The following is a 24,672-nucleotide window of genomic DNA, read 5'->3' as shown; positions in this document are numbered from 1 at the left end:
GCTGGGTGCGCGGGGTCCCCGCTCCTCCACCCCCGTCTCCCCCCCCCCCCACGCCCCCCCCCCCCCCCCCCCCCCCCCCCCGCCGGCTAGCGGATGACCCTGATCATCGACTCCGCCTTCACCCCGTTGACGACCAGGGTGAGCACCGCCGTCCCGGAGCGGAGCGCGGTGAGCTTCCGGGTGACCGGGTCCAGCCGTACGACGCCATGACCCCGCTCGCCGACCACGACCCCGTGACCACCCCAGTCGGCGGTGACCGGCCAGGTGATCGGGACGGCCGCGGCGCCCTGGGTGAAGGTGGCGTCGAGGGTCACCGACGACCCGAGCGCCAACGTCTCGGGAGCGCCGGTCGTGACGGTGTCGACGGCCGGGCGGGTCTCGGCCTGAAGCCAGCGCAGCCGCGCGCCGGGCGCGGGGTTGCGGCCGACGAGGCCCGCTCGTGGGTCGATGCCGATCATCGTCCAGCCGCGGAAGCCACCGTCTTCGACGTTGCCGGCCGGGGTCTTGCCGGAGTTGCCATTGATCAGCATCGAGATGCCCTGGGACGAGGAGCCGTGGAAGACCCCGACGTGACCGTTGAGGACGGCGACCGACTTGCCCGAGGACGTACGGAACCTGCCCAGCCTGTCCTCGAGCTGCCTCGCCTCGATCCGGTCACCGAGCTGGGAGGCCTTGTCCGGGAGCGGGTCGTCGATCGGGTGGTGGAACGCGACCAGCACCCCGGTCACCGCCGGGTCGGAGGCCGCCGCGCGCAGCTGCGACTCCAGCTCGGTCAGCTGCGCCTTGCCGTCGTCGTTGCCGTGCAGGGTCCCGGAGGACGAGTTGAGGGTGATGAGCAGCGTCGACCCGAGGAGCCGGGTGGTGTGGGTGGGGCCGAAGACGGCCTTGAAGTTGGAGATCGGCCCGCCCATCACCTCATGGTTGCCGGGCACGTAGGTATAGGGAACGGCGGAGCCGATCTCCTCGTCGAGAACCTTCTTTGCGAAGGCGAGGTCGGCCGGTGAGGCCTCGTCGACCAGGTCGCCGTCGATGATCAGATGGTCGGGCCTGGCGGCGACGATCTCGCGCAGCGTCGCGCGCACGCTGGCGACCAGCGGCGAGTCCGGGTCGCGGGCCACGAACTGACCGTCCGACATCAGCGCGATCCGCTGCGGGCGGTCCGCGACGGTGCCGTCGGTGACGATGACCGGATCATGGACCGGCTCGGCCTCGATCGGGTCCGCGCTGGGCGGCACGTCGGCGACCAGCGCCGCGACCGTGAGGTCACCGCGGTAGGACGCCTCGGGCCGCGTCTCCATCATCCGGACGGCCTCGACCCGGATCGGGTACGCCGTGCCGGGCGGCACCGGGTAGGTGACCTGCTGCCACCCGGTCCAGGTGATCAGCGGCGCGTCCAGGTTGCTGACCGTGCCGTTGCCGGAGCGGATCTGGATCCGCGGCCAGGCGCCCGACCCGTCGCCCTTGACCCACATCGACAGCGACAGCGGCTGCCCGGCCACGGCGATGGGGGCAGGCGGGACGGCGTACGCGCCGCGGGTGCCGGTGGACTGGGTGAAGTCGTGCTGGATCCGGAGTGCGGGCTCGCCGCGCGGGCCGCCGGTCGCCAGCGGGGTCACGCTCACCGTGGCGCGGGCGCTGCCGGCCTTCCAGGAGGCGCCGTCGGCGAAGTCGGCGACGCTCGCCTCGCTGAGACCGACCAGCACGTTGATCGCGACATGGTGATCCCCGACCGCGAAGTCGACGGTCCCTGACCCTTCCGGAAGCGACGTACGGATCTCGAAGCCGTTGGCTCCCTCGCCCACGACCTCGAACCCGTCGCTCGCGGTCACGGCCGCCTCGGACGGCTCGATCGGAGCCGGGCGCCCGTCAGCGTCGTACCCGGTCAGCATCAGCGTCGAGCTCCCGCCACCCTCCGGCAGCGCGATCACCGACCTGTCGACCGCGAGATGGTCCAGTGGCCCGAGCACCGTGATCGGCATCGTGGCGCGACGTCCGCGGCCGAGGTCGAAGCTCACCTTCGCATCGCCCGTGCGGGCCCCGAGAGCGGCGACCTCCGAGCCGTGCGACGGCCGCGAGAGTCCGTCGCCGAGGCGTACGCTGCCTCCCTGCGCCCGGAAGACACCGTCCTTCTCGACGGCAGCGTAAGCGGCGTCGAGCCCCGAACCGAACAACGTACGCCGCTGCCCCTGCAGCACCCGATAGGCACCGGCCCGGTTGGTGACCGGGCGGACCTGCGCCCCGGTCGCGACCCCAGCCGGCCCGGCCGAGGAGAAGAACAGCAGCGTGTTGGAGACCTCGCGCTCGGACCCGTCGGAGGGGGTGTCGACGATCCTCGGCTCCACGTCGCCGGCGACCCGGGCCGCCATCGTGGTCGAGCCACCGCCGTCGAGGTTGAGCGCCTGGTAGGCCCCGAGGCTGATCATGAACCGCGCCAGCTCTGCCCGCGTCATCCCGCGGGAGGCACCGGTCTGGCCGTCGAGGGCGAGCACGATCAGCCTGGTGCCGTCGCGGTCGAGACCCACCGCCGTACGCGAGTGGACGCCGTCGTCGCCGATCCCCGTCCCGACCTCACCGTCGACCACGAGCTGGACGTTGCCGCTGACCGCCCAGTCGGTGTCGTCCTCGGCCAGCCCCACAGCGACGTCGACCCGGTCGCCGACCTCGAGGCCGCGTACGACCTCGGCACCGGCCTCGCGACCGAGCAGCACCTGCCCGTCGGCCGGGATCGCCGGTGCACCGGCCTCGTCGGCGACCGCGGTGACGACGCCGTCCACCACGCTCGCCCGGGCGACCTCGTCGGAGACGTTGCCCGGACCGCCGACGGGCCGGTCGAGGGTGTAGTCGCCCCACAGCCGGGTGTAGACGCCGATCCCGCCCGTGGGCAGCGACGGGGTGTTGAACCCGGCCAGGTCGTGCTCGGCGCCGTCGATCGTGACGGTCCCGCCCGAGGTCAGCTCGCCGATCGCCGCTTCGGCGCCGGCCATCGAGAGGGCCGGGTCGGAGCCGAAGCGTGCGTTCTGCAGGCCGTCGCGGCTCTTCGCCAGCCCGACCGGCGCGCCGGAGGCGTTGATGTCGTAGAAGCCGGCGTTGACACCGGCGACCGCCCCGGTCTCGGCCATCTGGCTCGACAGGGTGCCGATCCCGGCGACCTTGCCGGTATTGCGTACGTCCATCGACAGGGTCGGCTCGGAAAGGTCCGCGGTGAGGACGTTGCCACGGTTCCAGCCTGCGTCCTCGAGCCGCTGGAAGTTGGTCAGCCTCAGGCCGGGCGCGACGTCCTGGGTCGCGACCGTCGACAGCGCCTCACCACCGGCGGCGAAGTCGTAGCCGTTCGCCTCCTGCTGGCTCGGCGGGATCCCGCCGGGGGCCAGCGTGACCGCGGTCGGCGGCGGTGGAGGCACGTCGGCCGCCGCCGGTCCGGCGGAGACGAGGAGTGTCAGGGGCAAGGGCGAGCGTGGGGGCGAGGGGGCGCACCCGTCCACTGTCGCGATCCGCGCCGTTCCCGTGAAGCGAATTAGGGGGAACCGTTTGTGGCGGATCCGTGAACGGAAGATACCGTCAGGGGTGTGCTTCAGGTGGCGGTAGTTCAAGACATCGCAGTGCCGGGTGACGTGGCGGCCAACGTCGCGACCGCCGCTGCCCGGGTCCGCGAGGCGGCGGCGAGGGGAGCCCGGCTGATCGCGTTGCCCGAGACCTTCACGACCTCGTGGGATCTCGACACCTTCGACGGCGGTCCGCTGCCCTCGCTCGACGACACCGCCTGGCTCGCCCCGGTGCAGGCCGCGGTGGACGAGACCGGCTCGGTGCTCGTGCTCAACTCGCCGCTCGCCTATGCCGGACGGCGGGGGATCACCAGCCTGGTGATCGCGCCGGGGGAGGAGCCGGTCGCGGCCTACGACAAGCAGCACCTGTTCCCGCCGGAGGTCGGTCGCTTCGAGCCGGGTGAGCACGGTATGACGCTCGAGATCGACGGCGTCCGGGTGGCCATGTCGGTCTGCTACGACGCCAACTTCCCCGAGCACGCCGCCGCGGCGGCCGCCGACGGCGCGATCCTCTATCTCAACACCGGTGCCTACTTCCCGGGCGGCGGCCACCGGCGTGACCTGCACTATGCCGCCCGGGCGCTGGACAACTCGATGTACGTCGCCTTCGCCGGCCTCGTCGGCGGACCGCTCGACTTCATCGGCGGCTCCGCGGTCTACGACCCGCTCGGCCGGCCGATCGAGCGGCTCGACGACGCCACCCCGGGCATGGTCGTCGCCACCATCGACCCGGCCGAGGTCGCGCGCGTGCGAGACGACCAGCGGATGTGGGCCGACCGCCGCGCGGACCTCGGGCCGCGGCGTACGCTCAGGCCCTAGGGAGTCGGCTCCTCGGCGACCAGCTTCCCGAAGGCGATCATCCGGTTGTCGGTGTGGAAGAGCTCGGAGCAGGTGGTGAGGGTGATCAGTCGCTGGCCCTCGACCTGCTCGGGCTCCACGCCGCCACGCTCGGGGTTGTCGGGAAGCGGGTCGGTGACCCACACGGAGGTGAACGGAACGATCAGGTCGTCGCCGTTGCTGGTGAGGGCATAGACGTACGTCTTCTCCCTGGTCAGAACCCGGATCTCGTCGCCTTCGCGGAGCTTGGGGAGGTCGCGCAGCGGTTCGCCGTGGGTGATCCGGTGGCCGGCGAGCGCGAAGTTGCCGACCTCGCCGGGCCCCGCGGTGCCGGAGAAGTGGCCGAGGCCGGCGCCCAGGACCTTGTCCGAGGTCCCGGCGAAGATCGGGATCCGATAGTCCGCGCCGAGGCGCGGGATCTCGATGATGGCCTCGGCGGACCCGAACTCGGTGATCACCTCGGTGTGCCCCGAGCCCCAGGCGGCCTCGAGCTTCGAGGCCGCGTCCTGCTGGTGCTGCTTGCTCAGAAATGTGGTGCCGTAGACCGTCCAGGCCAGGTACCCGAGAATCCCTACCCCGGCGAGGACCATGGTGAGGCCGAGCCAGAAGGAAGCCCGGCGGACAGTGCGCCGCGGCTTTATATAGGTAGACATCGGGTCAAGCATCTCAGCCCGATCCGCCGCACCGTAGGATCTGGCGTTGTGGCGGGCCGCATCAAGGAGACGAGCATCCAAGAGGTGCGCGAGAAGGCGCGCCTGGACGACATCGTCTCCCAGTACGTCACGCTGCGCCGCGCGGGCCCGGGGACCTACAAGGGCCTGTGCCCCTTCCACGACGAGAAGTCGCCCTCCTTCAACGTGAACCCGTCGCGGGGCTTCTTCAAGTGCTTCGGCTGCCAAGAGGGCGGCGACGTCATCGACTTCGTGATGAAGCTCGAGGGCCTGAGCTTCTTCGAGGCGGTCGAGCGGCTCGGCGACAAGGTCGGTGTGCAGGTCCAGCGCGAGGAGGGCGACGAGGCACCGGTCCGTCGTGGTCCCGGGCGCGGCAAGCTGGTCGAGGCCCACAAGGTCGCCGCCGAGTACTACGCCGAGCAGCTGCTGACCGCGGACGCCGTGGTCGCGCGGCAGTTCCTCGCCGAGAAGGGCTTCGACCGCGACGCGGCGGCGCACTTCGGGGTCGGGTACTCCCCGCGTGGGGGAGAGGACCTCTATCGGCATCTGAGGGCGAGAGGGTTCTCCGACGAGGAGGTCGTCACCGCCGGTCTGGTGGCGCACGGGCGGTCGCACTACGACCGGTTCCGTGGTCGGCTGATGTGGCCGATCCGGGAGTCGGGCGGGGACGTGATCGGCTTCGGCGCGCGCCGGCTCTTCGACGACGACCGCATCGAGGCGAAATACCTCAACACCTCCGAGACGCCGATCTACAAGAAGTCGCATGTCCTCTACGGGATCGACCTGGCCCGCAAGGAGATGGCCCGCACCCGCGAGGCGGTGATCGTGGAGGGCTACACCGACGTGATGGCCTGCCATCTCGCCGGGATCACCACCGCCGTGGCGACCTGCGGCACCGCGTTCGGCGACGACCACGCGAAGGTGCTGCGCCGGTTCATCTCCGACGACCAGCAGCTGCGCGGCGCGGTCGTGTTCACCTTCGACGGCGACGCCGCCGGCCAGGCCGCGGCGCTGAAGGCGTTCAAGGGCGACGGCAACTTCACCTCCCAGACCTACGTCGCCGTCGAGCCCGACGGCCTCGACCCCAACGACCTCCGGATCAAGAAGGGCGACGAGGCGGTCCGCGATCTCCTCGCCAACCGCGTCCCGCTCTACGAGTTCGTGCTGCGCAACGTCGCCTCGAAGTTCGACCTGGACCGTGCCGACGGCCGTATCGACGCCCTCCGCGAGGCGGCCCCGCTGGTCGCCTCCGTGCGGGACGAGTCCAAGAAGATGGGCTTCACCCGCGATCTGGCTCGCTTCCTCGGTGTCGATCCCGACGAGGCAGCCCGAGAGGTACGCCGCGCCGCCGGCCGCCCCGCACCGTCGCCTGCTCCGTCCCGGCGCGAGGCGGCTGTCGCTCCCGAGGCGCCTGCCGCGCCGCAGCGCCCGCCCATGCCGCACCCGCGCGAGCCGCGCTTCACGGTCGAGCGCGAGACCCTGAAGCTCTTCGTGCAGCACCCCGTCGCGCTGGGGCGCACCACCGGCGAGATCACCCCCGAGGCCTTCACCCACCCCCTCTACCGAGCGCTGTGGGAGATCATCGCCGGCCTCGGTGGTCCCGGCGCCGGCACCGGCGACGCCGGCTGGGCCCAGAAGCTCGGTGCCGCCGCCTCCGACCCGCTGGTCAACCGCATCCTCGCCGAGCTCGCCGTGGAGTCGATCCCGTCCGCGAAGGAGCCCGATTCGGCGTACGTCCTGCAGTACGTCGTACGCCTCCTCGAGCTCCTCGATCAGCGCCGCATCGCCGAGGTGAAGAGCCGTCTGCAGCGCTCCGACGCGGCCGCCGACCCGGATGCCTACAACCGTCTTTTCGCCCAGCTCGCCGCCCTCGAACAGCACCGCCGCGGCCTCCGCAACCTCGTCGCCGAGTGACGGCCTGCCGATTTCCGATCGCCGCCGCCGGGTTGCTAAGGTTTCACCCGCGCCGCAAGGTGCAATTCCCCTGTAGCTCAATTGGCAGAGCATTCGGCTGTTAACCGGAGGGTTGTTGGTTCGAGTCCAACCGGGGGAGCAAGAAACTCCGCCTGACCTGCACATACAGGTCAGGCGGAGTTCGTTTTTCAGGCGCCGTCGTGGAGTCTTGGTGTCCTGCCGGCTGAGGTGGGCGTGGCCGAGGTCGGCAGGGTGTGCGTGCGGGCCGCTGCCGCGGGGCCCGAGCCGGCGACAAGGCCAGGTCGAGCTGACGGCCGGCTGCCCACTTCGTCCAGGTTGTCACGACGTGGCGCTGGCTACATCTTCTCAGAGCCAGACCTGATCGCGTCCCGTATCCGTGGGTAGGTGCCGCATCGGCAGATGTTGCGGAGCGTGTCCAGGTCCACGTCGGAGATCGCCCGGCCCTCCTCCTTGACCCGACGGACCAGGTCCACCGCAGCCATGATCTGACCGGGTTGGCAGTAGCCACACTGGGCGACGTCGTGTTCGACCCAGGCGTCCTGCATCGGGTGCAGACCGTCGCCTTCGACGGTGTCGGCGAGGCCCTCGATCGTGGTGACTTCGTCCTCGGGCCTGAGGTCGCCGACCGGGACCGCACACGGGTTGAACGCTTTGCCGTTGATGTGGCTGGTGCACGCCTTGCATACGTTGATGCCGCAGCCGTACTTCGGGCCACGGACGCCGAGGATGTCGCGTAGCACCCAGAGCAGCCGGACATCGTTCTCGACATCGACGCGCACCGTCTCGCCGTTGACTCGGAAGGTGTGTGTGGGCACGTTGTTCTCCTTCAGCTCATCACTGGACGTGGTCGAGACCACTGGTCGGTGACGGCGGGACAGGTGGGTTGTACGGGTACGGCTCGTAGTGCAACGGCGCGTTGTGGTTGATGGGGAAGTGCGTCGGCATGGTTCCGGTTGCCGCCCAGTAGGCGTTCGCGACCGCAGCCGCTGCGGCAGGCACCCCGAACTCGCCCGCACCGCCGGGTTCCTCGATGCCCGAGTCGACGAGATGGATCTCGATGTCGAACGGGGCGTTCCATTGCCGGGTATAGGCGTAGTTGTCCCAGCTGGCCTCGAGAAAGTTGCCGTCCTTCAGATGGAGGCTCGACGTGAGCACGATCGCGATCGCGTCCATGATGCCTCCCATCATCTGGGCCTTCAGGCCGCTTTGGTTGATCACGAGCCCGACGTCGACGGCGAAGACGACCTTGGTGACGCGCGGTCCGGTCACCGCTTTGCGTACGTCGCGGTTGACGGTGGCCGGGCTGGCGTCGATCTCGACCAAGCAGGCGGAGTGGCCGTGGTACTCGGAGTGGATGCCTAGACCCTGGCCGTGGTGGCGCGGCATCGACCGCCCCCACCGACCAGCCTCGGCGACCCTGTCGAGCACCGTACGGAGCCGGTCGTTGCGGATGTGGCCGCGTCGGAACTGGTAGGGGTCCTTGCCGATCGTCCGGGCTATCTTGTCCACGGTGAGCTCGCGCGCGACCGCGACGTTGGGTGAATAGATGTTGCGCATCGCGCCGGTGTTGAGCTTGCGGTCGGTCAGCTCGTCGAGCAGGGACGTCGTCGCGCCGAAGTTGTAGTGGGCGCCTGTGGTCAGCAGGTAGATGAACTGCGAGATGCTGTAGTCACCGACCGGGAGCTTCGCGGCGGACGCGGTGATGATGTCACCGAACCCGTGGCCGAAGTCGGTGCGCCCGCTGGTGTGACGCTGCTCGTAGGTCAGGACATCGTTGCCGAGAACGGTCGCCCGCACCCGCGAGGTCGACATCGGGTGCACCCGGCCATGCCGGCATGCGTCGGCGCGATGCCACATGAGCCGTACCGGTGCACCCATCGCCTGCGAAGCGAGAGCTGCGTCCATCGCTGCGTCGGTGAAGAGACGTCGCCCGAAGGATCCGCCGCCCTGGACGACGTGGACCTTCACCTTGTCCATGGGGAAGCCGAGGGCCTCGGCAAGCTCCTGTTGCGCGACGATCGGCACCTTGAGGCCGGCCCAGATCTCGGCCGAGCCTGTACGTACGTCTGCTACCGCGCAGTCGGGGTCGAGAGGTGCGTTGCTGGCGAACGCGAAGGTGAAGTCCGTGTCGACGGTCTTGGCGAGCAGCGGAACCTCCGGGACGGCCATCGGGATCTCGGCCTTCCGGATGCGGGCGAGCACGTCCTCGTCCGAGTCCGAGCCGATCTCCCCGGGCGCCCAGTCGACATCGAGCGCACGCACCGCGTCGATGCACTGGCCGAAGGTGCGCGCGCGGACCGCGACCCCGGTCGGGATGGTCACGACGTGGGTGACGCCAGGCATCTCGATGACCGCGGCCTGGTTGCGTACCGAGCGCACGGTGCCCTTGATCGTGGGTGGCTTGCAGACCATCGTCGGCAGGGCGTTCGGGACCTCGATGTCCATCGCGAACTGCTTCGCACCTGTGACCGCCGCGCGAGCGTCGGTTCTTCCGACGGTGGTGCCGACGAGCTTGAGGTCTGTGGCGGGCTTGAGGTCCGCCTCCACCTCGGTGGTCTGGTCGACGGCAGCGTCCTTCGCCAGGTCGCCATACGGGATGCGGCGTCCATCCGGGGCCACGACCGCGCCGTTGTCGGTGTGGAGAGCCGTCGGTGTGAGCCCGCCCAGCATGAGGCCGGCGGCCTCGAGCAGGGCACCGCGCGCGATGGCGGCGGCAGTCCGGATCGGGTAGTACGTCGACATGGTCGTGTTCGAGCCCCCGGTGAGCTGATTCATGACCAGTTCCGGACGAGAGTCGGCAAGGGTCACGTGTACGTCCCGCAACGGCACGTCCAGCTCATCGGCGATGATCATCGCGGTCGAGGTGACGATGCCCTGGCCGACCTCGGCGCGCGGGAGGGCGAAGTGCACCGTGCCGTCTTCGCGGATCTCCATCCAGATCAAGTGGGCGGTCGGCTTCGCCGCATAGTTCTGGGAGTCGCTGAGGTCGAACACGTCCGCCGGTAGCCCCGGGGTCGGGATCGTCAACGCATGGCCCGGAACGTTTGCATCCGACGCCAGTCGTACGGCCACCGCGAGGGTGGGTGCTGCGACGAGATACCCAAGGAGACGGCGTCGACCGACCTTGCGCTGTCCCAGTGCTGAGTAGTCCACGGTCATGTGTTGTCCTTCCGATCAGGCAACACATGGTTGGCGTTCGGCCTGCTCAGCGCTATGTGCAGGTGCCCAATATCCGAGGACGAACTCGCGGCGAACGCACAATGCGCGGTTCTCGAGGCCGGGTGATCATGAGCCACCAATGACCCCGACCCAGGAGGGCAAATGCAGACCCCGCCTCCGCACAGCCGGCGCGCGTTCCTAGCGCGCCTCGGCATTCTCGGAGCCCTCGGTGGCGCTTCGGCGCTGGCTCCCGGACTACTGGGCTCTACAGCGTCCGGACTTACGACGAGCTCTATCGATGACCAGGTCTCGAAGATGCTGGCAAAGCTGGCCCGAGACACCCTGAACGGCCTGGTGGTGTTCGTGGTGCCCGGTCAAGACGCCTACTCGCGAGCCCAGGGAACCCCTCGCGCTGAGGCAGGTGCCATCGAAGCGGATGCGGCTGGATTCCTGATCGAGTCCTTGGACAACTTCGTGCCGTTCCCTGACCAGATTGTCGCGCCGGTCGCGTCCGCTCTGGCGACGGGCCTGGCCGACGTGCCCCTGCCGCTGGGTGATCTGCCCCAGCTTCCCCTGACCCAGCTCATCCAGCTCGACGACGCCGTTCGTCGACTGCTGCGCAACGACTCGACGATCCCGCTCTCCGTCGTTGTGGCCCTCCTGCTCAACACCTTGGCGACCAGAGTGAACCCGTTGTCGACCAACGGGGTGTTCCTGTCGCCGTTCGCCCGTCTCTCCTTCGAGGAGAAGGCGAAGGCGTTCGCTCTCCTCGAAGAGGGTGACGCGGCTCTGATCTCCACCATCGACGATCAGCTGCCGCAACCGCTGCGGGGCACCGCGTCGGGCGTCTTGGAGTTCATCGCCGGTGCTCTGCTCGAGTTCTCGGCGTTCGGAGCCTTCTCGGAATGGTCGACCTTCGACAAGGAGAAGCGCTGGGTCACCGAGACCCCGGTCGGGTGGAAGCTCGCCGGCTACGACCCTGGCGGGATGAACGGCTGGGACGACTTCAAGGGTTACTACCAGGGACGGGAAGAGGTGAGCTCGCGATGAGTCGCGACGTCATCGTCATCGGAGCAGGCGCAGGCGGCCCGGTCGTCGCCAAGGAACTGGCGGCTCACGGGCTCGACGTGCTCATGATCGAGGGAGGTCCGCGGCACGCCAAGCCCGAGGAGCAGTGGAGTCGGCTCGAGAACGACTCCAACAACCCGCTCAACGGCTACTTCCGGGTCGGGCCCGAGGATCGCAGCAAGCCGGCGTTCTACCGGGAGTTCCCGCAGAACGGCTTCCTGTGGCAGCTGAGCGGAGTAGGCGGCACCACGCAGCACTACTTCGGCAACAACCCGCGCGCCTACCCCGGCGTCTTCGCCGGTTACGACGGCCCCGACAAGAGCCTCTACGACGTCCAGCACCTCTTTCCGTTCTCCTATGACGAGTTCGTGCCGTACTACGAGTGGGTGGAGCAGACCCTGCCGGTGCACACGGCGCCGATGGGCACCAAGGAGGAGATCTACTTCCGCGGGTGCGAGACGCTCGGCATCCCGGTTCAGACCACCAAGACCACGCTCGGCCCGTCGTACCGCCCCCAGGAGAACGCGATCCTCCCGCCAGGTGGGCAAGCAGGTCGCACGACCGACCTCGAGCTGCTGACGTACCCGACCTCGACCGGGTGCACCATGTGCGGCCACTGCTTCAACGGCTGCGTGCTCCCGGACAAGTCGCCACGTAACCTGCGCGCCAAACGGTCGACCGACAACAGCTATGTGCCGATGGCGCTCACTGCCGAGGCATGGTCCGACGGCGGTCGCGCCGTCACGTTGATCACCGACGCGATGGTGACGAGGATCCGCACGGAGAACGGGGAGGCGCGGGGCGTCTCCTGGATCGACAACGCCACCGGCATGGTGCACTCCGAGGACGCCGCCGTGGTCGTCATGTGCGGCGGTGCGATCGAGAGCCCGCGACTGTGGTTCAACTCCGGCCTGCCGAACCCGAACGACTGGGTGGGTCGCGGCTTCACCGACCACTGGCTCGACTGGACCTTCGGTCTGATGGACGAGGACTGTGGCAGCTCCCGCGGCCAGGCATCGGGGGCTCGTACGGACTATCCGGGCTATGGAATGCTCATGAACGTCGGGCTGATGCCGGCGCTCGAGGCGTTCACGATGACGTTCTCCGACAGCGGCATCCGCGGTCAGTACACCAATGGTCGCGGAATGAACGGTCCGTGGGACGGGCCCACCGGTCGCCTCGTGGGACCGGAGCTCAAGGACGTCATGCAGCACGGCCTCGATCGGATCCTGAACGTCATCAGCGTCGTCGACGACGACGTGACTCCCGACAATCGCGTGGTGCTCTCGGCGATGCCCGCCGACGAGGCCGGGCCGGTGCCGAAGGTGCGGTTCCTCAACCGTGGGCGTACGCCGCGAAGCACCCGCAACCGTGAGTTCCTGGCACGCCGCGCGGTCGAGCTGCTGCGCGGCGCCGGGGCGAAGAAGGTGCACCGTATCGACTGGCCCGCACTGCCGCTGCACGTGCACTCGACGATGCGGATGGGTATCTCCGACTCGAACTCGGTGGTCGACCAGAGCGGTGAGACCAGGGCGGTGAAGCGGCTGTTCATCGGGGACAACTCGGCGCTGCCCAACTCAGTCGGTGGTCCGAATCCCACGATCACCACCCAGGCGCTGGCAACCCGGACCTCGGAGCACATCGCTCGGCGGTACTTCGGGATCGACCCATGGGTACGCGCCGGGTCCTCGCTGGTCGTCTCCACAGATCGGCGAATCTCTGACAGGCTCGCCGAGCTGGACCTCTGATACCCGCAAGTCCCGCTCCGGGGCGAGGTGAGGCCGCACGCGTGATATGTCGCGGGGCCTCACCTCGCCCTTGCCCTCGGGCGGGTCGGACGACCGCACGACGACGGACCACGTCATTCCGCAGGCGATCCGAACAGAGCCACGTACCGTAATGCGATGTCGATCTTCGCCGTGCGTTCCGTGAGCGAGTGGCCGATGAGCTCCTCGGCTCGGCTCAGCCGGTAACGGACAGTGTTGCGGTGGATAAACAGGTGCCGCGCGGTCTTCTCAACGTTGAAACCGTTGTCGAAGTGGGTGAGCACGGTGTGCCGTACCTGAGCGAGGTTCTTGTCCGCAGCTCCGAGATCCCCGATCTCACGTCCGACCATCCTGCGGACAAGTTCGGGACTTTCGGAGACCAAGCACAGAAGCTCGATGTGGCTGTAGTCGACGACCGGGGGAGAGGGGGTGGCGTCAAGACCGACCCGCTGCGCTGCCTTTGCTTCGCCGTGGCCGCTGCGGAAGCCGCCCAGTCCGGGAGAAGGGACTCCGAAGGCGAGGTGCACCTTGGACTCTTCGAGCGTGCCCGCCAGCTCGAAGAGAGAACCGAGATCGGGTCGCGCCGGCGTCGCCGCCCAGAAGCAGAGCTCGCTACCCGACGTCAGCAGGGTGAGTGGTCGAGGTGCTCGAATTCTCCGAGCGACCTGACCAGCGACGTTCTGCAGCCGACTGGCGGCGTCGGCGGAATCGGTGGCGGTTGTCCATACGACGCCCGCGGTCTGCCAATGGGCCAAGGCATGCGAAAGCTCGGCAGAGGCGTGATCGACACGGATCGCCGCTCCTTGGAGGATGTCTTCGATGAGGCGTGTGCGCCGGATCAACGCACCTTCGTTCATGTGGGAGCGCTCCTCGTAGAACGTCTCGATCAGTGCCTCGACGGAGTCGTTCATCCAGCGCTCGGCCCTGGTCCAGAGAAACCTCAGCACCTCGTCGGCCCGCGGACCGCTCTCGCCGATCGTGTCCGAGACGTCGGTGAAGAACTCGAAAACCGCCTGATGGGCGGCGCGGTAGACCTTGAGCAGCACTCCGAGGTCCATGCCCCGCCGAGCCAGCGACCGAGCGAGGTCGGCAGCGGCCGGCGGGAGCACCAGCGTGTGGTCGATCGACAGCGTCAGAACGAACGACCTCCACTGAGCGCGGGTGCTTCCATGGAGGTCGTCGATCAGCATCGGGTCTGACGAGATCTCGGGAATCTGGCTCGTGATCCGGGAGTCGACTCGAGCAACGAACTCTTCGGACATCGGCGGCACGACGGCTCGCTCCGAGAAGTTGCGGAGCCACTCACCGAGCGGCTCAGACGTCGTCATGCCTTGCATCCTCAACTTTCAGGAAGTGTGGGGCACGTCACTTCGAACTGGTCGTGGCCCGGGGCTCAGGGCGTTGTGATGACCGGCGCCACGATCTCCCGTTTGAGGATCTTGTTCGTCGCGCCCTTCGGGAGCTCGTCGACGAACCAGATGTGCCGGGGGTACTTGTAGGGCGCTACCCGGTCGCGGACGTACTGGCGCAGCTCGTCCAAGGTCGCGGCACCCGGTTCGGCCAGCGCGACGGCGGCGCCCACCTCCTCGCCCAGCTCCGCGTGCGGGATGCCGATGACGGCGCACTCGCGTACCGCGGGGTGCTCGTAGAGCACCTCCTCGATCTCGCGTGGGTAGACGTTGTAGCCGCCGCGGATCACCAGGTCCTTCTTGCGGTCGACGATGAAGAAGAAGCCGTCCTCGTCCTTGCGGCCGAGGTCGCCACTGCGGAACCAGCCATCGGCATCGATGGCCGCTGCGGTCGCCTCGGGCCTGCCCCAGTACCCCTTCATGATGTTGTCGCCCTTGATGACGATCTCGCCGACAGCGCCGATCGGTGCCTCGGCGCCGGCGTCGTCGATCACCTTGATCTCGACGCCCGGGATCGGCATGCCGATGGAGCCCGGACGTTGCTGGCCCTGCCGGTTGAAGGAGGACACCGCGGAGGTCTCGGACAGGCCATAACCCTCCAGTACGACGCAGCCGAAGGTGCCCTCGAAACCATGGAGTACCTCGAGCGGCAGCGAGGCGCCGCCTGAGACGCACATTCGAAGGCTGGAGGTGTCGGTGTTCTTCGCGTCGGGGTGGTGGAGCATGGCGTTGAACATGGTGGGAACTCCCATGAACATGGTCGCCTCGTTCTCGGCGATCGTGGCGAGCACCGAGCCGGGCTCGAAGCGCGGGGTGAGGACCAGCCGCGCACCCTTGGCGACAGAGCAGTTGAGTGCACAGATCTGACCGAAGGCGTGGAAGAGCGGAAGCGCGCCGATGACGACGTCGGAGTCGACCATCGAGAACAGCGAGGTGGAGACCTCGACGTTGCGTCGCAGGTTGAGGTGGGTCAACTCGGCACCCTTCGGGATGCCGGTCGTGCCGGAGGTGTAGAGGATCACCGCGGTGTCCTCCTCGACGCGGTGCGCCACGTCGTCGGAGGCCGGCAGCTCCTGCAGGGAGGCCTCGAAGGCACCCGGTGTGAGGTAGCGGACCTCTGTGCCCAGCTCGGCAGCAGGCCCCTCGACAACTGGCTGGCAGTCCGCCCATGCGTAGAGGAGCTTGACCTGGGGGTCCCCCAGGTAGTGCTCGACCTCGCGGCCCTTGAGCAGAGGGTTCATCGGAACGACAGCGGCACCGGCCCGGAGCGCGCCGTAGTAGGTGACGGCGAAGGAGACCACGTTCGGCAGCATCACGGCGACCCGGTCGCCCGGTTGGACCCCGGATGCGCGTAGGTCGGTAGCCACCCGGGAGGCGAGCACTTCGAGCTCGCGGTAGGTGATCGTCGAGGCACCGGCCTGAAGAGCAACCTTGTCCGGGTATGCAGCTGCGGAGCGGGCCAGGTCGTTGAAGAGGTTCGCATTCACGAGGCTGAGCGTGACATCCGTCACCTCGAAAACGGTCGGACAGACGCACGATTTTCCGTCCGCCGATTGGTGCTCGAGTACAAACGAGCTAGGAATCGCGCGAGACCGGCGGGCCGAAGAAAGCCGTGTAGCGCAGGGCCAGTTCGAGGTGAGCGGATCGTTCTGTCAGTGGGCGCCCCAGTAGTTCCTCGGCGCGGGCGAGCCGGTAGCGGACCGTGTTCTTGTGGACGAAGAGCCGCGACGCCGTGGCGGTGTAGTTGAGCCCCGTCGAGAGGAAGACGAGCAAGGTCTCGCGGATCAGTGTCAGGTTGCGGTCTGGTCCGATCAGCGCGCCGACCTCGCGAACCACGAATCGGTCCAGCATTTCATTCTGCTCGCCGACCAGGCACAGCAGATCAACGTCGTCGTAGCGGACCAAGCTGGTGGGCCGGGTTGCGCCCAGACACAGCCGCTGTGCGGCACGCGCCTCGTCGTGGCTGGTGCGGAAGCCGGCGATGCCGCGCGCCGGGGACCCGATGGAGACCTGGGCACCGGCTTTGTCGAGGTCGGCGATCAGATCGCTCAGCGGTTCGAGGTCGGGCCGGACCGGGGTGGCGGCCCAGCAGCACAGTTCCCGGCCGCTGCTGGGATGCAGGACTGGCCGGGCGGCCCCGATGGCGCGAGCAGCCTGAGTGGCGAGCTGGGCGAGGTGCTGTTGTGTCTTCTCGCCTGCGGCCGGCGCCCACAGGACGAACCCCACCTGCCAGTGATTGAGCGGATGGCTCAGCTCGACACTGGCGGCGTCGGCATCGGTGACGGCGCCGCGCAGAAGGGCCTCGACCAGCTGAGAGCGGCGGAGCATCGCGCCTTCGAGGAGCTCCTGCCGTTCGGCGTAGAAGGTCTCGATCAGCGCTTCGACCGAGTCGTCCATCCACTGCTCGGCTCGGCTCCAGAGGAACTTGAGCACCGTGTCCTTGGGAGGATCACTCTCTGCGAGGTCCTCGGTCGCCTCGGCGATGAACGCGAAGACCGCCCGATGCGCGGCGCGATAGACCTTCAGAAGGACGCTGAGGTCGAGGCCTCGTCGCGCCAGCGACCGCGCGAGCTCGTCGGCCCCGGCCGGCAGCGTCAGCTTGTGATGCTGTGGAAGGGCCGCAGCGAAGGTGCGCCACTGCGATCGTGTGCTGTTGTGGAGGTCGTCGAGGAGCATCGGGTCGCTCGCGATCTCCGGGACCTGGCTGGCGATCCGGTCGTCGACGACTCGGACGAACTCCTCGAGAGCCTCGTCCCTGGTGGCCTGTAGGGCGAAGACGCGCACCCATTCCGCCAGCTCCATACGATCCCCCGCTGTCATCGTCTTCCGCCTCGCCTCGATGTGGTGTGCGCCACTCCAGTTTGGACGCGCAAACAATGCAACATTCGAAGCGTGGACGCAACGCACAAGCGCGGCGGCGATTCTATGGCGAGACTCACATGACCGACTGAAGTGTGAGGAACCAGATGAACTCGTTTGACTACATCGTCGTCGGCTCGGGCTCTGCCGGGTCGGTCGTTGCTGGTCGGCTCTCCGAAGATCCCGACTGCCGCGTCCTGCTGATCGAGGCCGGCTCGGCCAAGAAGCCGATGAACGTCAAGATCCCGGCCGCGTTCGCCACCCAGTTCAAGACGGACCAGGACTGGGAGTACTACACCGAGCCTGAGCCGTACCTGGACAACCGGGTCCTCTACCACCCGCGCGCCAAGTACCTCGGCGGTTGCAGCGGCATGAATGCGATGATCTACATCCGCGGCAGCCGGCACGACTATGACAGCTGGGCCAAGGCCGGGGCGACCGGCTGGTCCTACGACGAGGTCCTGCCGCTGTTCAAGCGATCGGAGAACAACTCCCGCGGCGCGGACGAGTACCACGGCGTCGGGGGACCGCTGCACATCGAAGACCTTCGCTCGCCCAACCCCCTGACGGAGACGCTCATCGAGGGCATCGAGTCGACCGGTCTGCCACGCAACGACGACTTCAACGGAGCCTGGCAGGTCGGCGTCGGCTACAGCCAGGTGACCCACAAGAAGGGCATGCGGTGGACCACCGCCGACGGCTACGTGAGGCCGGCGATGAAGCGTCCGAACTTCACCTTGATGACCGGCACGCACGTTCAGCGTCTGCGGATCATCGGCAGCCGGGTGGTCGGCGTCGAGGTCGAGCGCGATGGGAGCTGGGAGTTCATCAGCGCCGAGCGGGAGGTCGTGCTCTCGGCCGGTGCGTTCAACACGCCGCAGATCCTGATGCTCTCGGGCATCGGTCCGGCCGACCATCTGCGTCAGCACGGAATCATGACGATCGTCGACAACCCCAACGTGGGGGCGCATCTCATGGACCACCCGTTCTACCTGGCGAACTTCGAGACCACCGCCAAGGGCACTCTCGCCGGCGCCGAGTCGCCCGTGCAGCTGGTCAAGTACCTCGCGGCTCGTCGCGGTCTTCTGACGTCCAACGTCGCCGAGGCTCAGGCGTTCTTCCGCACCCGCGCCGGCGAGGATGCTCCGGACATGCAGATGTTCGCCGCCCCGGCGTACTTCTGGGACAACGGTTTCACCACCCACGACAAGCCGGCGTACGCGTTCGCGCTCTCGCTCGTCGGGTCTCTGAGCCGCGGCAGCGTCAGGCTCACCAGCGCGGACCCGAAGGCGAAGGTGTGGACGCGGTTCAACTACTTCTCCGAAGCAGCCGAGATGGACTCCATGGTGGCCGGCCTGGAGCGTGCTCGGGAGATAGCGGCATCGTCGCCGCTCCGCGACCTGACCACGCGCGAGATCCACCCGGGGAAGGGCGTGGGCACGAGCCGGACTGATCTCGAGGCCGAGATCCGCCGCAACGTCGCGCATACCTACCACCCCGCATGCACCGCCCGGATCGGGACCGAGACGGACGGCGTGGTCGACCCCGAGCTGCGGGTCCACGGCGTGCTCGGTCTGCGCGTCGCCGACGCCTCGGTCTTCCCGACCATCCCCCACGGCAACACCCACGCACCGAGCGTCCTCGTGGGCGAGAAGGCCGCGGACCTGATTCGCGCCGCGAAGTGAGGGGTCCGATGACCGAGATGACCGCCCAGTTCTCCGCCACGGACGCAGACCGGATCGTCGAGAAACTCGCCCGCGGCGAGGTCGCGTGGGCGCGTACGTCACTTGCCCAACGCTGCGAGTTGCTCGATCGCTTCCAGCAGCTTGTTGTCGACCACGCCCAGGAGTGGGTCGACCTCGCCTGCGAGATGAAGGGTCTCCCGAAAGATTCCCCGCTCGTCGGGGAGGAATGGATCAGCGGCCCGTGGGCCGTGCTCAGCTATCTGAACTCACTGCGGCATACCCTCGCGGTCCTCGAGGAGGGCGGTGATCCGCTGGAGCCGTTCACGATGCGCAGCGTCCCGGGCGGTCGTCTGGCGATCGATGTGCTCCCACACACCATCTGGGACACATTGCTGCTCAACGGCTACCGCGCCGAGCTCTGGATGCAGCCGGGCGTCGACCGGGCGCGGATGCGTGCCCGCGCCGGCCTGGGTCAGCGTCGTCCGTACGAGACTCGGGGCGGTGCTCTGGTGCTCGGCGCCGGCAACATCACCTCGATCGTGCCCAGCGACGTGCTCTACGTGCTCTTCGCGGACAACCGGGTGGTCGCGCTGAAACTCAACCCGATCGCGGACCGCCTGGAGGGCGTGATGCGCCGGATCTTCGCGCCGTTCATCGAGGTCGGTGCCGTCCAAGTACTGACGGGCGATGTCGAGCTGGGGAGTGCACTGGCCCACCACCCGGGTGTTGCCGCGGTGCACATGACCGGTTCCGAGGCCACGCACGACGCCATCGTCTGGGGCTCGGGGGAGCGGGGCGTGGCCAACAAGGCGGCCGGCACCCCCGTGCTCGACAAGCCGATCACCAGCGAGCTGGGTGGTGCCGCCCCTGTCGTGGTCGTACCCGGCAAGTGGTCCAAGCGCGATCTGCGCTTCCACGCCCGGCACGTGGCCACGATGCGCCTGCACAACAGCGGCTGCAACTGCATCGCCGCCCAGGTCGTCGTCGTCAGCTCCGACTGGGTCCAGAAGGATGCCTTCCTCGCCGAGCTCCGCATGGCGCTGGCCGCCGCTCCGGCGAGGCCGGCGTGGTACCCGGGCTGCGACCTCCGAGTGGAGACCGCCCGGGCCCTCCACCCGAACGCCGAGCGCGTCGGCGGTACTCCGCAGCGGACGCTGATCCCGGACCTCGACCTGTCGCAGCCGGACCCGAACGCGTTCGAGAGCGAGTACTTCGGCCCGGTCCTCGGGATCGCCGAGCTTCCAGGTGAAGGCGAGGAGTTTCTGGAGTCAGCCATCGAGGCGTGCAACGAGAAGCTCCGCGGCACGCTCGGCGCGAACGTTCTGATCCATCCGAAGACGAAGAAGGCGATGGGCGAGCGCTTCGAGCGGCACCTCAGCCGGCTGCGCTACGGCACCATCGCCGTCAACGCCTGGACCGGTCTCGGCTACCTGTCGGCGCTGGCGACCTGGGGTGCATTCCCCGGCCACTCGCTCGACGATATTCAGAGCGGACGCGGTGTCGTCCACAACGCGTTGCTGCTCGCCGACACCGAGCGGACCGTCGTCTACGGCCCGTGGCGGATGCTGCCGCGGGCGTGGCTGCACGGAAGCTTCGTACTGGCTCCCAAGCCGCCGTGGTTCGTCGACAATCGCAGCGCGGCGACGACGGGTCGCCTGCTCACCTACTTCACCGCGAAGCCGAGGTGGCGATCTCTTCCGGCGATCTTCTGGTCGGCGCTGCGGGGATGAGATCACGCACCTCCCCTCGATGGACCGAGGAAGGGGCTGACCCCGACTATCGCTTCTCCCTCGCCAACGAACGGACCTTCCTCGCGTGGGTCAGGACCACCTTGGCGCTGCTCGCTGCCGGCGTGGCACTCGCCGAGCTCGTCCCGCCGCTCCGGGTCGCGGGCGCGACGGTCTTCCTCGGTGCCGTGCTCGCCGCCATCGCGTGCTTCACCTCGTGGTTCGCCTACCGCCGCTGGCAAGCGAACGAGCGCGCCATGCGACTGCGGGTCTCGCTGCCCTTCCCGGTGCTCCTGCCCTTGGTCGCATCACTGCTGAGCCTGGTGTCGGTTCTCGTTCTCCTCCTGCTCGTGGCACAGCAGGCGTGATCGATCCCGGGCTCCAGCCGGAGCGCACCGCACTGGCGTGGCGAAGGACGGCGGCTTCCGGAGCGACGCTGGGTCTGTTCCTCCTTCACGTCGGCAGCACGCAGGCAAGCCCCGGGGTCGTCGCCGCCGGAGTTGTCGCCGTCTCGGGGTCGGTGCTGCTCGCCGTCACCGGCGGGAGGCGCCGCCCGCCGGACACCAGAGTGAGCCCAGTCCTCCTGCGCGCCACCGCGACCGTCTCGTGCGCCACCTCGGTCCTGCTCGCCGTCTCGGTCCTCACCCCTCATTGACCAATCCCCACCGTCTACTACCTCAGGAGAACAACCCATGACCAGCACACCCAGGCCCGCCACGCGCCATGTGGTCGCCCAGAACGAGGCAGTCCTACGCGAACTGCCGTTCGATGACCACGGTGACTTCGCTGACGCCGACCGTGGCCTGATCAAGGCGCTCGACGACTGCGTGATCCGGGCGGATGACGGCCGCGTCGTCTGGGACAACGAGGCGTACCGCTTCCTTGACGGTGATGCGCCAGGAACGGTCAACCCGAGTCTGTGGCGGCAGTCGCAGCTCGTCACCCGTCAGGGTCTCTACGAGGTCATCGAGGGCATCTATCAGGTGCGCGGCTTCGACATCTCCAACGTGACCTTCGTCGAAGGTGAGCGCGGGGTCATCGTCATCGACCCGCTCCTCTCCGTCGAGACCGCCGCCGCGGCGATCGCGCTGTACCGGGAGCACCGGGGTGAGCGGCCGGTGACGGGCGTCATCTACTCCCACTCCCACATCGACCACTTCGGAGGCGTCAAGGGCGTCACCACCCAGGAGGCGGTCGACGCGGGCGAGGTCCCGGTGATCGCGCCGGCGGGCTTCCTCGAGCACGCCGTGGCCGAGAACATCTACACCGGGACAGCGATGGCGCGTCGCGCCGGCTACATGTACGGCGCAGCACTCGAGCGCGGACCTCACGGTCAGGTCAGCGCCGGTCTCGGATCAACGACCTCCACCGGGATGGCTTCGCTGATCGTCCCGACGATCGAGGTGGCGACGACCGGCGAGGAGCTGATCCTCGACGGCGTACGCATCGTCTTCCAGATGGCACCGGGTGCGGAAGCGCCGTCGGAGTTCCACTTCTACTTTCCGGACTTCCGCGCGCTCTTCATGGCCGAGAACGCGAACCATACGATGCACAACCTGGTCACGCTGCGAGGCGCGCTCGTGCGCGACCCGCATGTCTGGGCGCGGTACCTCACCGAGACGATCGAGATGTTCGGCGATGACCTCGAGGTGGCCCTGGCCGGTCACAACTGGCCGATGTGGGGTCGCGAACGGGTCGTGGACTTCATCGCCACACAACGCGACCTGTATGCCTATCTCCACGACCAGACCGTCCGCCTGATCAACCGTGGCATGGTGGGGTCGGAGATCGCCGAGACGTTCCGGCTGCCTCCCGCGCTCGAGAAGGCGTGGCACGCCCGCGGCTACTACGGCTCGGTCAGCCACAATGTCAAAGCGATCTACCAGCGGTACATGGGCTGGTTCGACGGCAACCCCGCCCATCTGTGGGCGCATCCGCCCGTCGCCGCGGGGGAGCGGTACGTGGCCGCGATGGGCGGGGCGGACGCGGTGGTCACCAAGGCCGCCGAGGCCTTCGGGACGGGCGACTTCCGATGGGCCGCGGAGCTGCTGAACCACGTCGTGTTCGCCGAGCCGAACCACGACGAGGCCACAGCCCTTCTCGCAGACACCTATGAACAGCTCGGGTACGGGAGCGAGAACGGCCCGTGGCGCTGCTTCTATCTCTCGGGTGCGCACGAGCTTCGCCACGGCAGCTTCGGGACGCCCATCCACACGGCATCGGCCGACGTCGTCGGCTCGCTGAGCCCCGCCCAGATCTTCGATCTGCTCGCGGTTCGGCTGGACGCCACACGATGCTGGGATGAAATGCTCAACGTGGACATCCGGTTCGAAGGATCGGATCTGACCTGGCGCCTCAGCCTGTGCAACGGCGTGCTCACCCACTCGACGTCCCGGCAACAGGCACTCGCTTCGGCCACGTTCACGATCGACGCTCCCAGTCGCCTCATCGCCTTCCTCATGGGTGCGCAGGCCGCTCCTGAGTCGCTGGCCGAGTCGGGCGTCTTCGCCGAGGGTGATGCCGGTGTACTCGAGCGACTTCTCGGGTTCATGGAAGCACCCGACCCGTCGTTCGCGATCGTCACGCCCGAGTGAGCACGGCCGACAGATCTCCGGTAGGGAAAGGGACCCTGATGACATCCACGTCGCCCATCGACCATCGCTCACATGCCGCTGCCCCGGTGCCTCGGCGCGCCTGGGTGGTCACCGGCCTGCTCGTGGTCTTCATGCTCATCAACTTCGGTGACAAGGCCCTGCTCGGGCTTGCCGCCAAGCCGTTGATGAAGGACCTGGACCTCACCGCGGACGAGTACGGCACGATCGCCAGCGCCTTCTACGCTCTGTTCAGCGTCTCAGCGGTCGTCGTCGGATTCCTCGCCAACCGGATCTCCAGCCGCTGGCTGATCCTGGTCATGTCGGTGGCTTGGGCAGTGACTCAGATCCCGGTGGTGGTCTTTGCCACGGCAGGCTCGCTCTTGGTGAGTCGCATCGTCCTGGGTGCGACCGAAGGACCGGCGAACCCGATCGCGGTCAATGCCGTCCAGAAGTGGTTCCCGGACGAGAGGCGGAACCTGCCCACCGCGCTGATCAATGTCGGAGCGGCGCTCGGTGTCGTGGTCCTCTCGCCCGTCCTGACCTACTTGATCGTGGAGCATGGCTGGCGCTCGGCCTTCGTGCTGATGGCTGTCCTCGGGCTGGCGTGGTCGACGCTGTGGCTGATGCTCGGACGAGAGGGATCCGAACTGAGTCACGTGACCGCTCCCGTCTCAGAGACGGCCCGCGGCCGTCATCGCGCGGGTCGTGCGCGGGTGCCGTACCGGGCGATCTTCTTCAGCGGCACGGGTGTCAGCGTGTTCGTGGCTGGTGCGGCGGTGTATTGGTCCTTGGCCATCCTGGTCGCGTGGCTGCCGCTGTATCTGGACGAACCCCTCGGCCTGGGACCCGCGAGGGCCGGGACGCTCGTTGCTCTGCCGTGGGTGGTTTCGGCGATCGTTATCCCGGTGCAGGGGATCGTCACCGATCGCCTCATGCGTCATGGTGTCTCGTCGCGACTGGCGCGAGGAGTGCTCGGTGGAGTGTGTGTCACGGCCGCCGGAGTCTCCATGCTGCTGATCACCGTTGCTCCGGGGACGCCGCTGAAGCTCGTCCTGGTGACGTTGGCCTTTTCGGTCGGCACCGTGCAGTTCGCGATCGGGATGACCATGATGGCCGAGATCGCACCCGTTCCCCAGCGTGCCGCGGTCCTCGCGACGGTCATCGGCACCGTCGGGCTCGCCGGGATGGTCTCGCCGGCCGTCACTGGTCGCTTCGTGGATGCCCACGGGATGGGCAGCGTCGACGGATTCCACTCCGCGTTCGTCCTGGCCGGGGCCCTGATGATGGCTGGGGGACTCCTCTCCCTCCTGCTCGCCCGCCCGGAATGGGATGCCCAGCGGCTTCGCGGCACAGTTGTCGAGGCGCATGAAGACGAGGCTGGAGGGCAGCGTCAGAGGTAGCGGCCGTACGCGGCCGATGG

The 24,672-nt window shown here is 68.2% G+C and carries 17 protein-coding genes and 1 tRNA gene; 11 read left to right on the top strand and 7 right to left on the bottom strand.

Features of this window, described 5'->3' with window-relative positions; translation table 11 throughout:
• Positions 1 to 86: 86 nt before the first annotated feature.
• Positions 87 to 3,446, bottom strand: coding sequence for a phosphodiester glycosidase family protein (locus ACIRON_RS12420; protein WP_402992609.1), 3,360 nt, complete (start codon positions 3,444 to 3,446; stop codon positions 87 to 89).
• Between the two features lie 129 nt (positions 3,447 to 3,575).
• Here ACIRON_RS12420 and ACIRON_RS12415 point away from each other — a divergent pair, with 129 nt between their 5' ends.
• Complete coding sequence (locus ACIRON_RS12415; RefSeq protein WP_402992608.1) at positions 3,576 to 4,361, top strand: carbon-nitrogen hydrolase family protein; 786 nt, start codon at positions 3,576 to 3,578, stop codon at positions 4,359 to 4,361.
• On the opposite strand, the gene ACIRON_RS12410 is transcribed toward ACIRON_RS12415, so the two are convergent.
• On the bottom strand, positions 4,358 to 5,032 hold the full coding sequence (locus ACIRON_RS12410) for a class E sortase (protein ID WP_402992607.1): 675 nt from the start codon (positions 5,030 to 5,032) through the stop codon (positions 4,358 to 4,360). The two genes, ACIRON_RS12415 and ACIRON_RS12410, sit on opposite strands and share 4 nt — an antisense overlap.
• 48 nt (positions 5,033 to 5,080) lie before the next feature.
• On the opposite strand from ACIRON_RS12410, the gene dnaG reads away from it, so the two are divergent.
• Both dnaG and ACIRON_RS12400 read left to right on the top strand, forming a co-directional pair.
• The gene (dnaG, locus tag ACIRON_RS12405) at positions 5,081 to 6,964 is read left to right on the top strand and encodes a DNA primase (RefSeq protein WP_402992606.1); all 1,884 of its coding nucleotides are present in this window, start codon (positions 5,081 to 5,083) and stop codon (positions 6,962 to 6,964) included.
• A 66-nt stretch (positions 6,965 to 7,030) separates the two neighbouring features.
• Positions 7,031 to 7,103 (top strand) — tRNA-Asn (locus ACIRON_RS12400).
• Positions 7,104 to 7,320: 217 nt separating this feature from the next.
• On the opposite strand, the gene ACIRON_RS12395 is transcribed toward ACIRON_RS12400, so the two are convergent.
• Complete coding sequence (locus ACIRON_RS12395) at positions 7,321 to 7,800, bottom strand: (2Fe-2S)-binding protein (protein ID WP_402992605.1); 480 nt, start codon at positions 7,798 to 7,800, stop codon at positions 7,321 to 7,323.
• 19 nt (positions 7,801 to 7,819) lie between these two features.
• Positions 7,820 to 10,144, bottom strand: a complete 2,325-nt coding sequence (locus ACIRON_RS12390) for a molybdopterin cofactor-binding domain-containing protein (protein WP_402992604.1) — start codon at positions 10,142 to 10,144, stop codon at positions 7,820 to 7,822.
• A 315-nt stretch (positions 10,145 to 10,459) separates the two neighbouring features.
• Here ACIRON_RS12390 and ACIRON_RS12385 point away from each other — a divergent pair, with 315 nt between their 5' ends.
• Positions 10,460 to 11,194, top strand: a complete 735-nt coding sequence (locus ACIRON_RS12385) for a hypothetical protein (protein ID WP_402992603.1) — start codon at positions 10,460 to 10,462, stop codon at positions 11,192 to 11,194.
• Positions 11,191 to 12,960 carry a GMC family oxidoreductase N-terminal domain-containing protein gene (locus ACIRON_RS12380; RefSeq protein WP_402992602.1) on the top strand — a complete coding sequence of 590 codons (1,770 nt, stop codon included), beginning with the start codon at positions 11,191 to 11,193 and terminating at the stop codon, positions 12,958 to 12,960. The genes ACIRON_RS12385 and ACIRON_RS12380 overlap by 4 nt, the downstream gene beginning before the upstream one ends.
• 113 nt (positions 12,961 to 13,073) lie before the next feature.
• Here the strand turns inward: ACIRON_RS12380 and ACIRON_RS12375 are convergent, their stop codons facing one another.
• From ACIRON_RS12375 to ACIRON_RS12365, 3 genes are all read right to left on the bottom strand, one after another.
• Entirely contained in the window at positions 13,074 to 14,306 is a 1,233-nt protein-coding gene (locus tag ACIRON_RS12375; protein WP_402992601.1) for a PucR family transcriptional regulator, read from the bottom strand.
• Positions 14,307 to 14,371: 65 nt separating this feature from the next.
• Positions 14,372 to 15,874 carry a long-chain fatty acid--CoA ligase gene (locus ACIRON_RS12370; RefSeq protein WP_402992600.1) on the bottom strand — a complete coding sequence of 501 codons (1,503 nt, stop codon included), beginning with the start codon at positions 15,872 to 15,874 and terminating at the stop codon, positions 14,372 to 14,374.
• An 88-nt stretch (positions 15,875 to 15,962) separates the two neighbouring features.
• Positions 15,963 to 17,294 carry a PucR family transcriptional regulator gene (locus ACIRON_RS12365; RefSeq protein ID WP_402992599.1) on the bottom strand — a complete coding sequence of 444 codons (1,332 nt, stop codon included), beginning with the start codon at positions 17,292 to 17,294 and terminating at the stop codon, positions 15,963 to 15,965.
• A 59-nt stretch (positions 17,295 to 17,353) separates the two neighbouring features.
• Here ACIRON_RS12365 and ACIRON_RS12360 point away from each other — a divergent pair, with 59 nt between their 5' ends.
• Genes ACIRON_RS12360 through ACIRON_RS12335 form a run of 6 tightly spaced genes read left to right on the top strand, consistent with a single transcriptional unit; the run spans position 17,354 to position 24,652 of the window.
• Positions 17,354 to 18,931 carry a GMC family oxidoreductase gene (locus ACIRON_RS12360; RefSeq protein WP_402992598.1) on the top strand — a complete coding sequence of 526 codons (1,578 nt, stop codon included), beginning with the start codon at positions 17,354 to 17,356 and terminating at the stop codon, positions 18,929 to 18,931.
• An 8-nt stretch (positions 18,932 to 18,939) separates the two neighbouring features.
• On the top strand, positions 18,940 to 20,661 hold the full coding sequence (locus ACIRON_RS12355) for an aldehyde dehydrogenase family protein (protein ID WP_402992597.1): 1,722 nt from the start codon (positions 18,940 to 18,942) through the stop codon (positions 20,659 to 20,661).
• Complete coding sequence (locus ACIRON_RS12350; protein WP_402992596.1) at positions 20,658 to 21,026, top strand: YidH family protein; 369 nt, start codon at positions 20,658 to 20,660, stop codon at positions 21,024 to 21,026. Before ACIRON_RS12355 ends, ACIRON_RS12350 begins: the two co-directional genes overlap by 4 nt.
• On the top strand, positions 21,023 to 21,313 hold the full coding sequence (locus tag ACIRON_RS12345) for a DUF202 domain-containing protein (RefSeq protein ID WP_402992595.1): 291 nt from the start codon (positions 21,023 to 21,025) through the stop codon (positions 21,311 to 21,313). The genes ACIRON_RS12350 and ACIRON_RS12345 overlap by 4 nt, the downstream gene beginning before the upstream one ends.
• 37 nt (positions 21,314 to 21,350) lie before the next feature.
• The gene (locus ACIRON_RS12340) at positions 21,351 to 23,252 is read left to right on the top strand and encodes an alkyl/aryl-sulfatase (protein WP_402992594.1); all 1,902 of its coding nucleotides are present in this window, start codon (positions 21,351 to 21,353) and stop codon (positions 23,250 to 23,252) included.
• Between the two features lie 38 nt (positions 23,253 to 23,290).
• The gene (locus tag ACIRON_RS12335) at positions 23,291 to 24,652 is read left to right on the top strand and encodes an MFS transporter (protein ID WP_402992593.1); all 1,362 of its coding nucleotides are present in this window, start codon (positions 23,291 to 23,293) and stop codon (positions 24,650 to 24,652) included.
• Positions 24,653 to 24,672 lie beyond the last annotated feature (20 nt).

The organism is Nocardioides sp. NPDC101246 (assembly GCF_044767415.1).
Classification (GTDB): Bacteria; Actinomycetota; Actinomycetes; order Propionibacteriales; family Nocardioidaceae; genus Nocardioides.
This window is presented reverse-complemented; position numbering and strand designations above follow the sequence as displayed.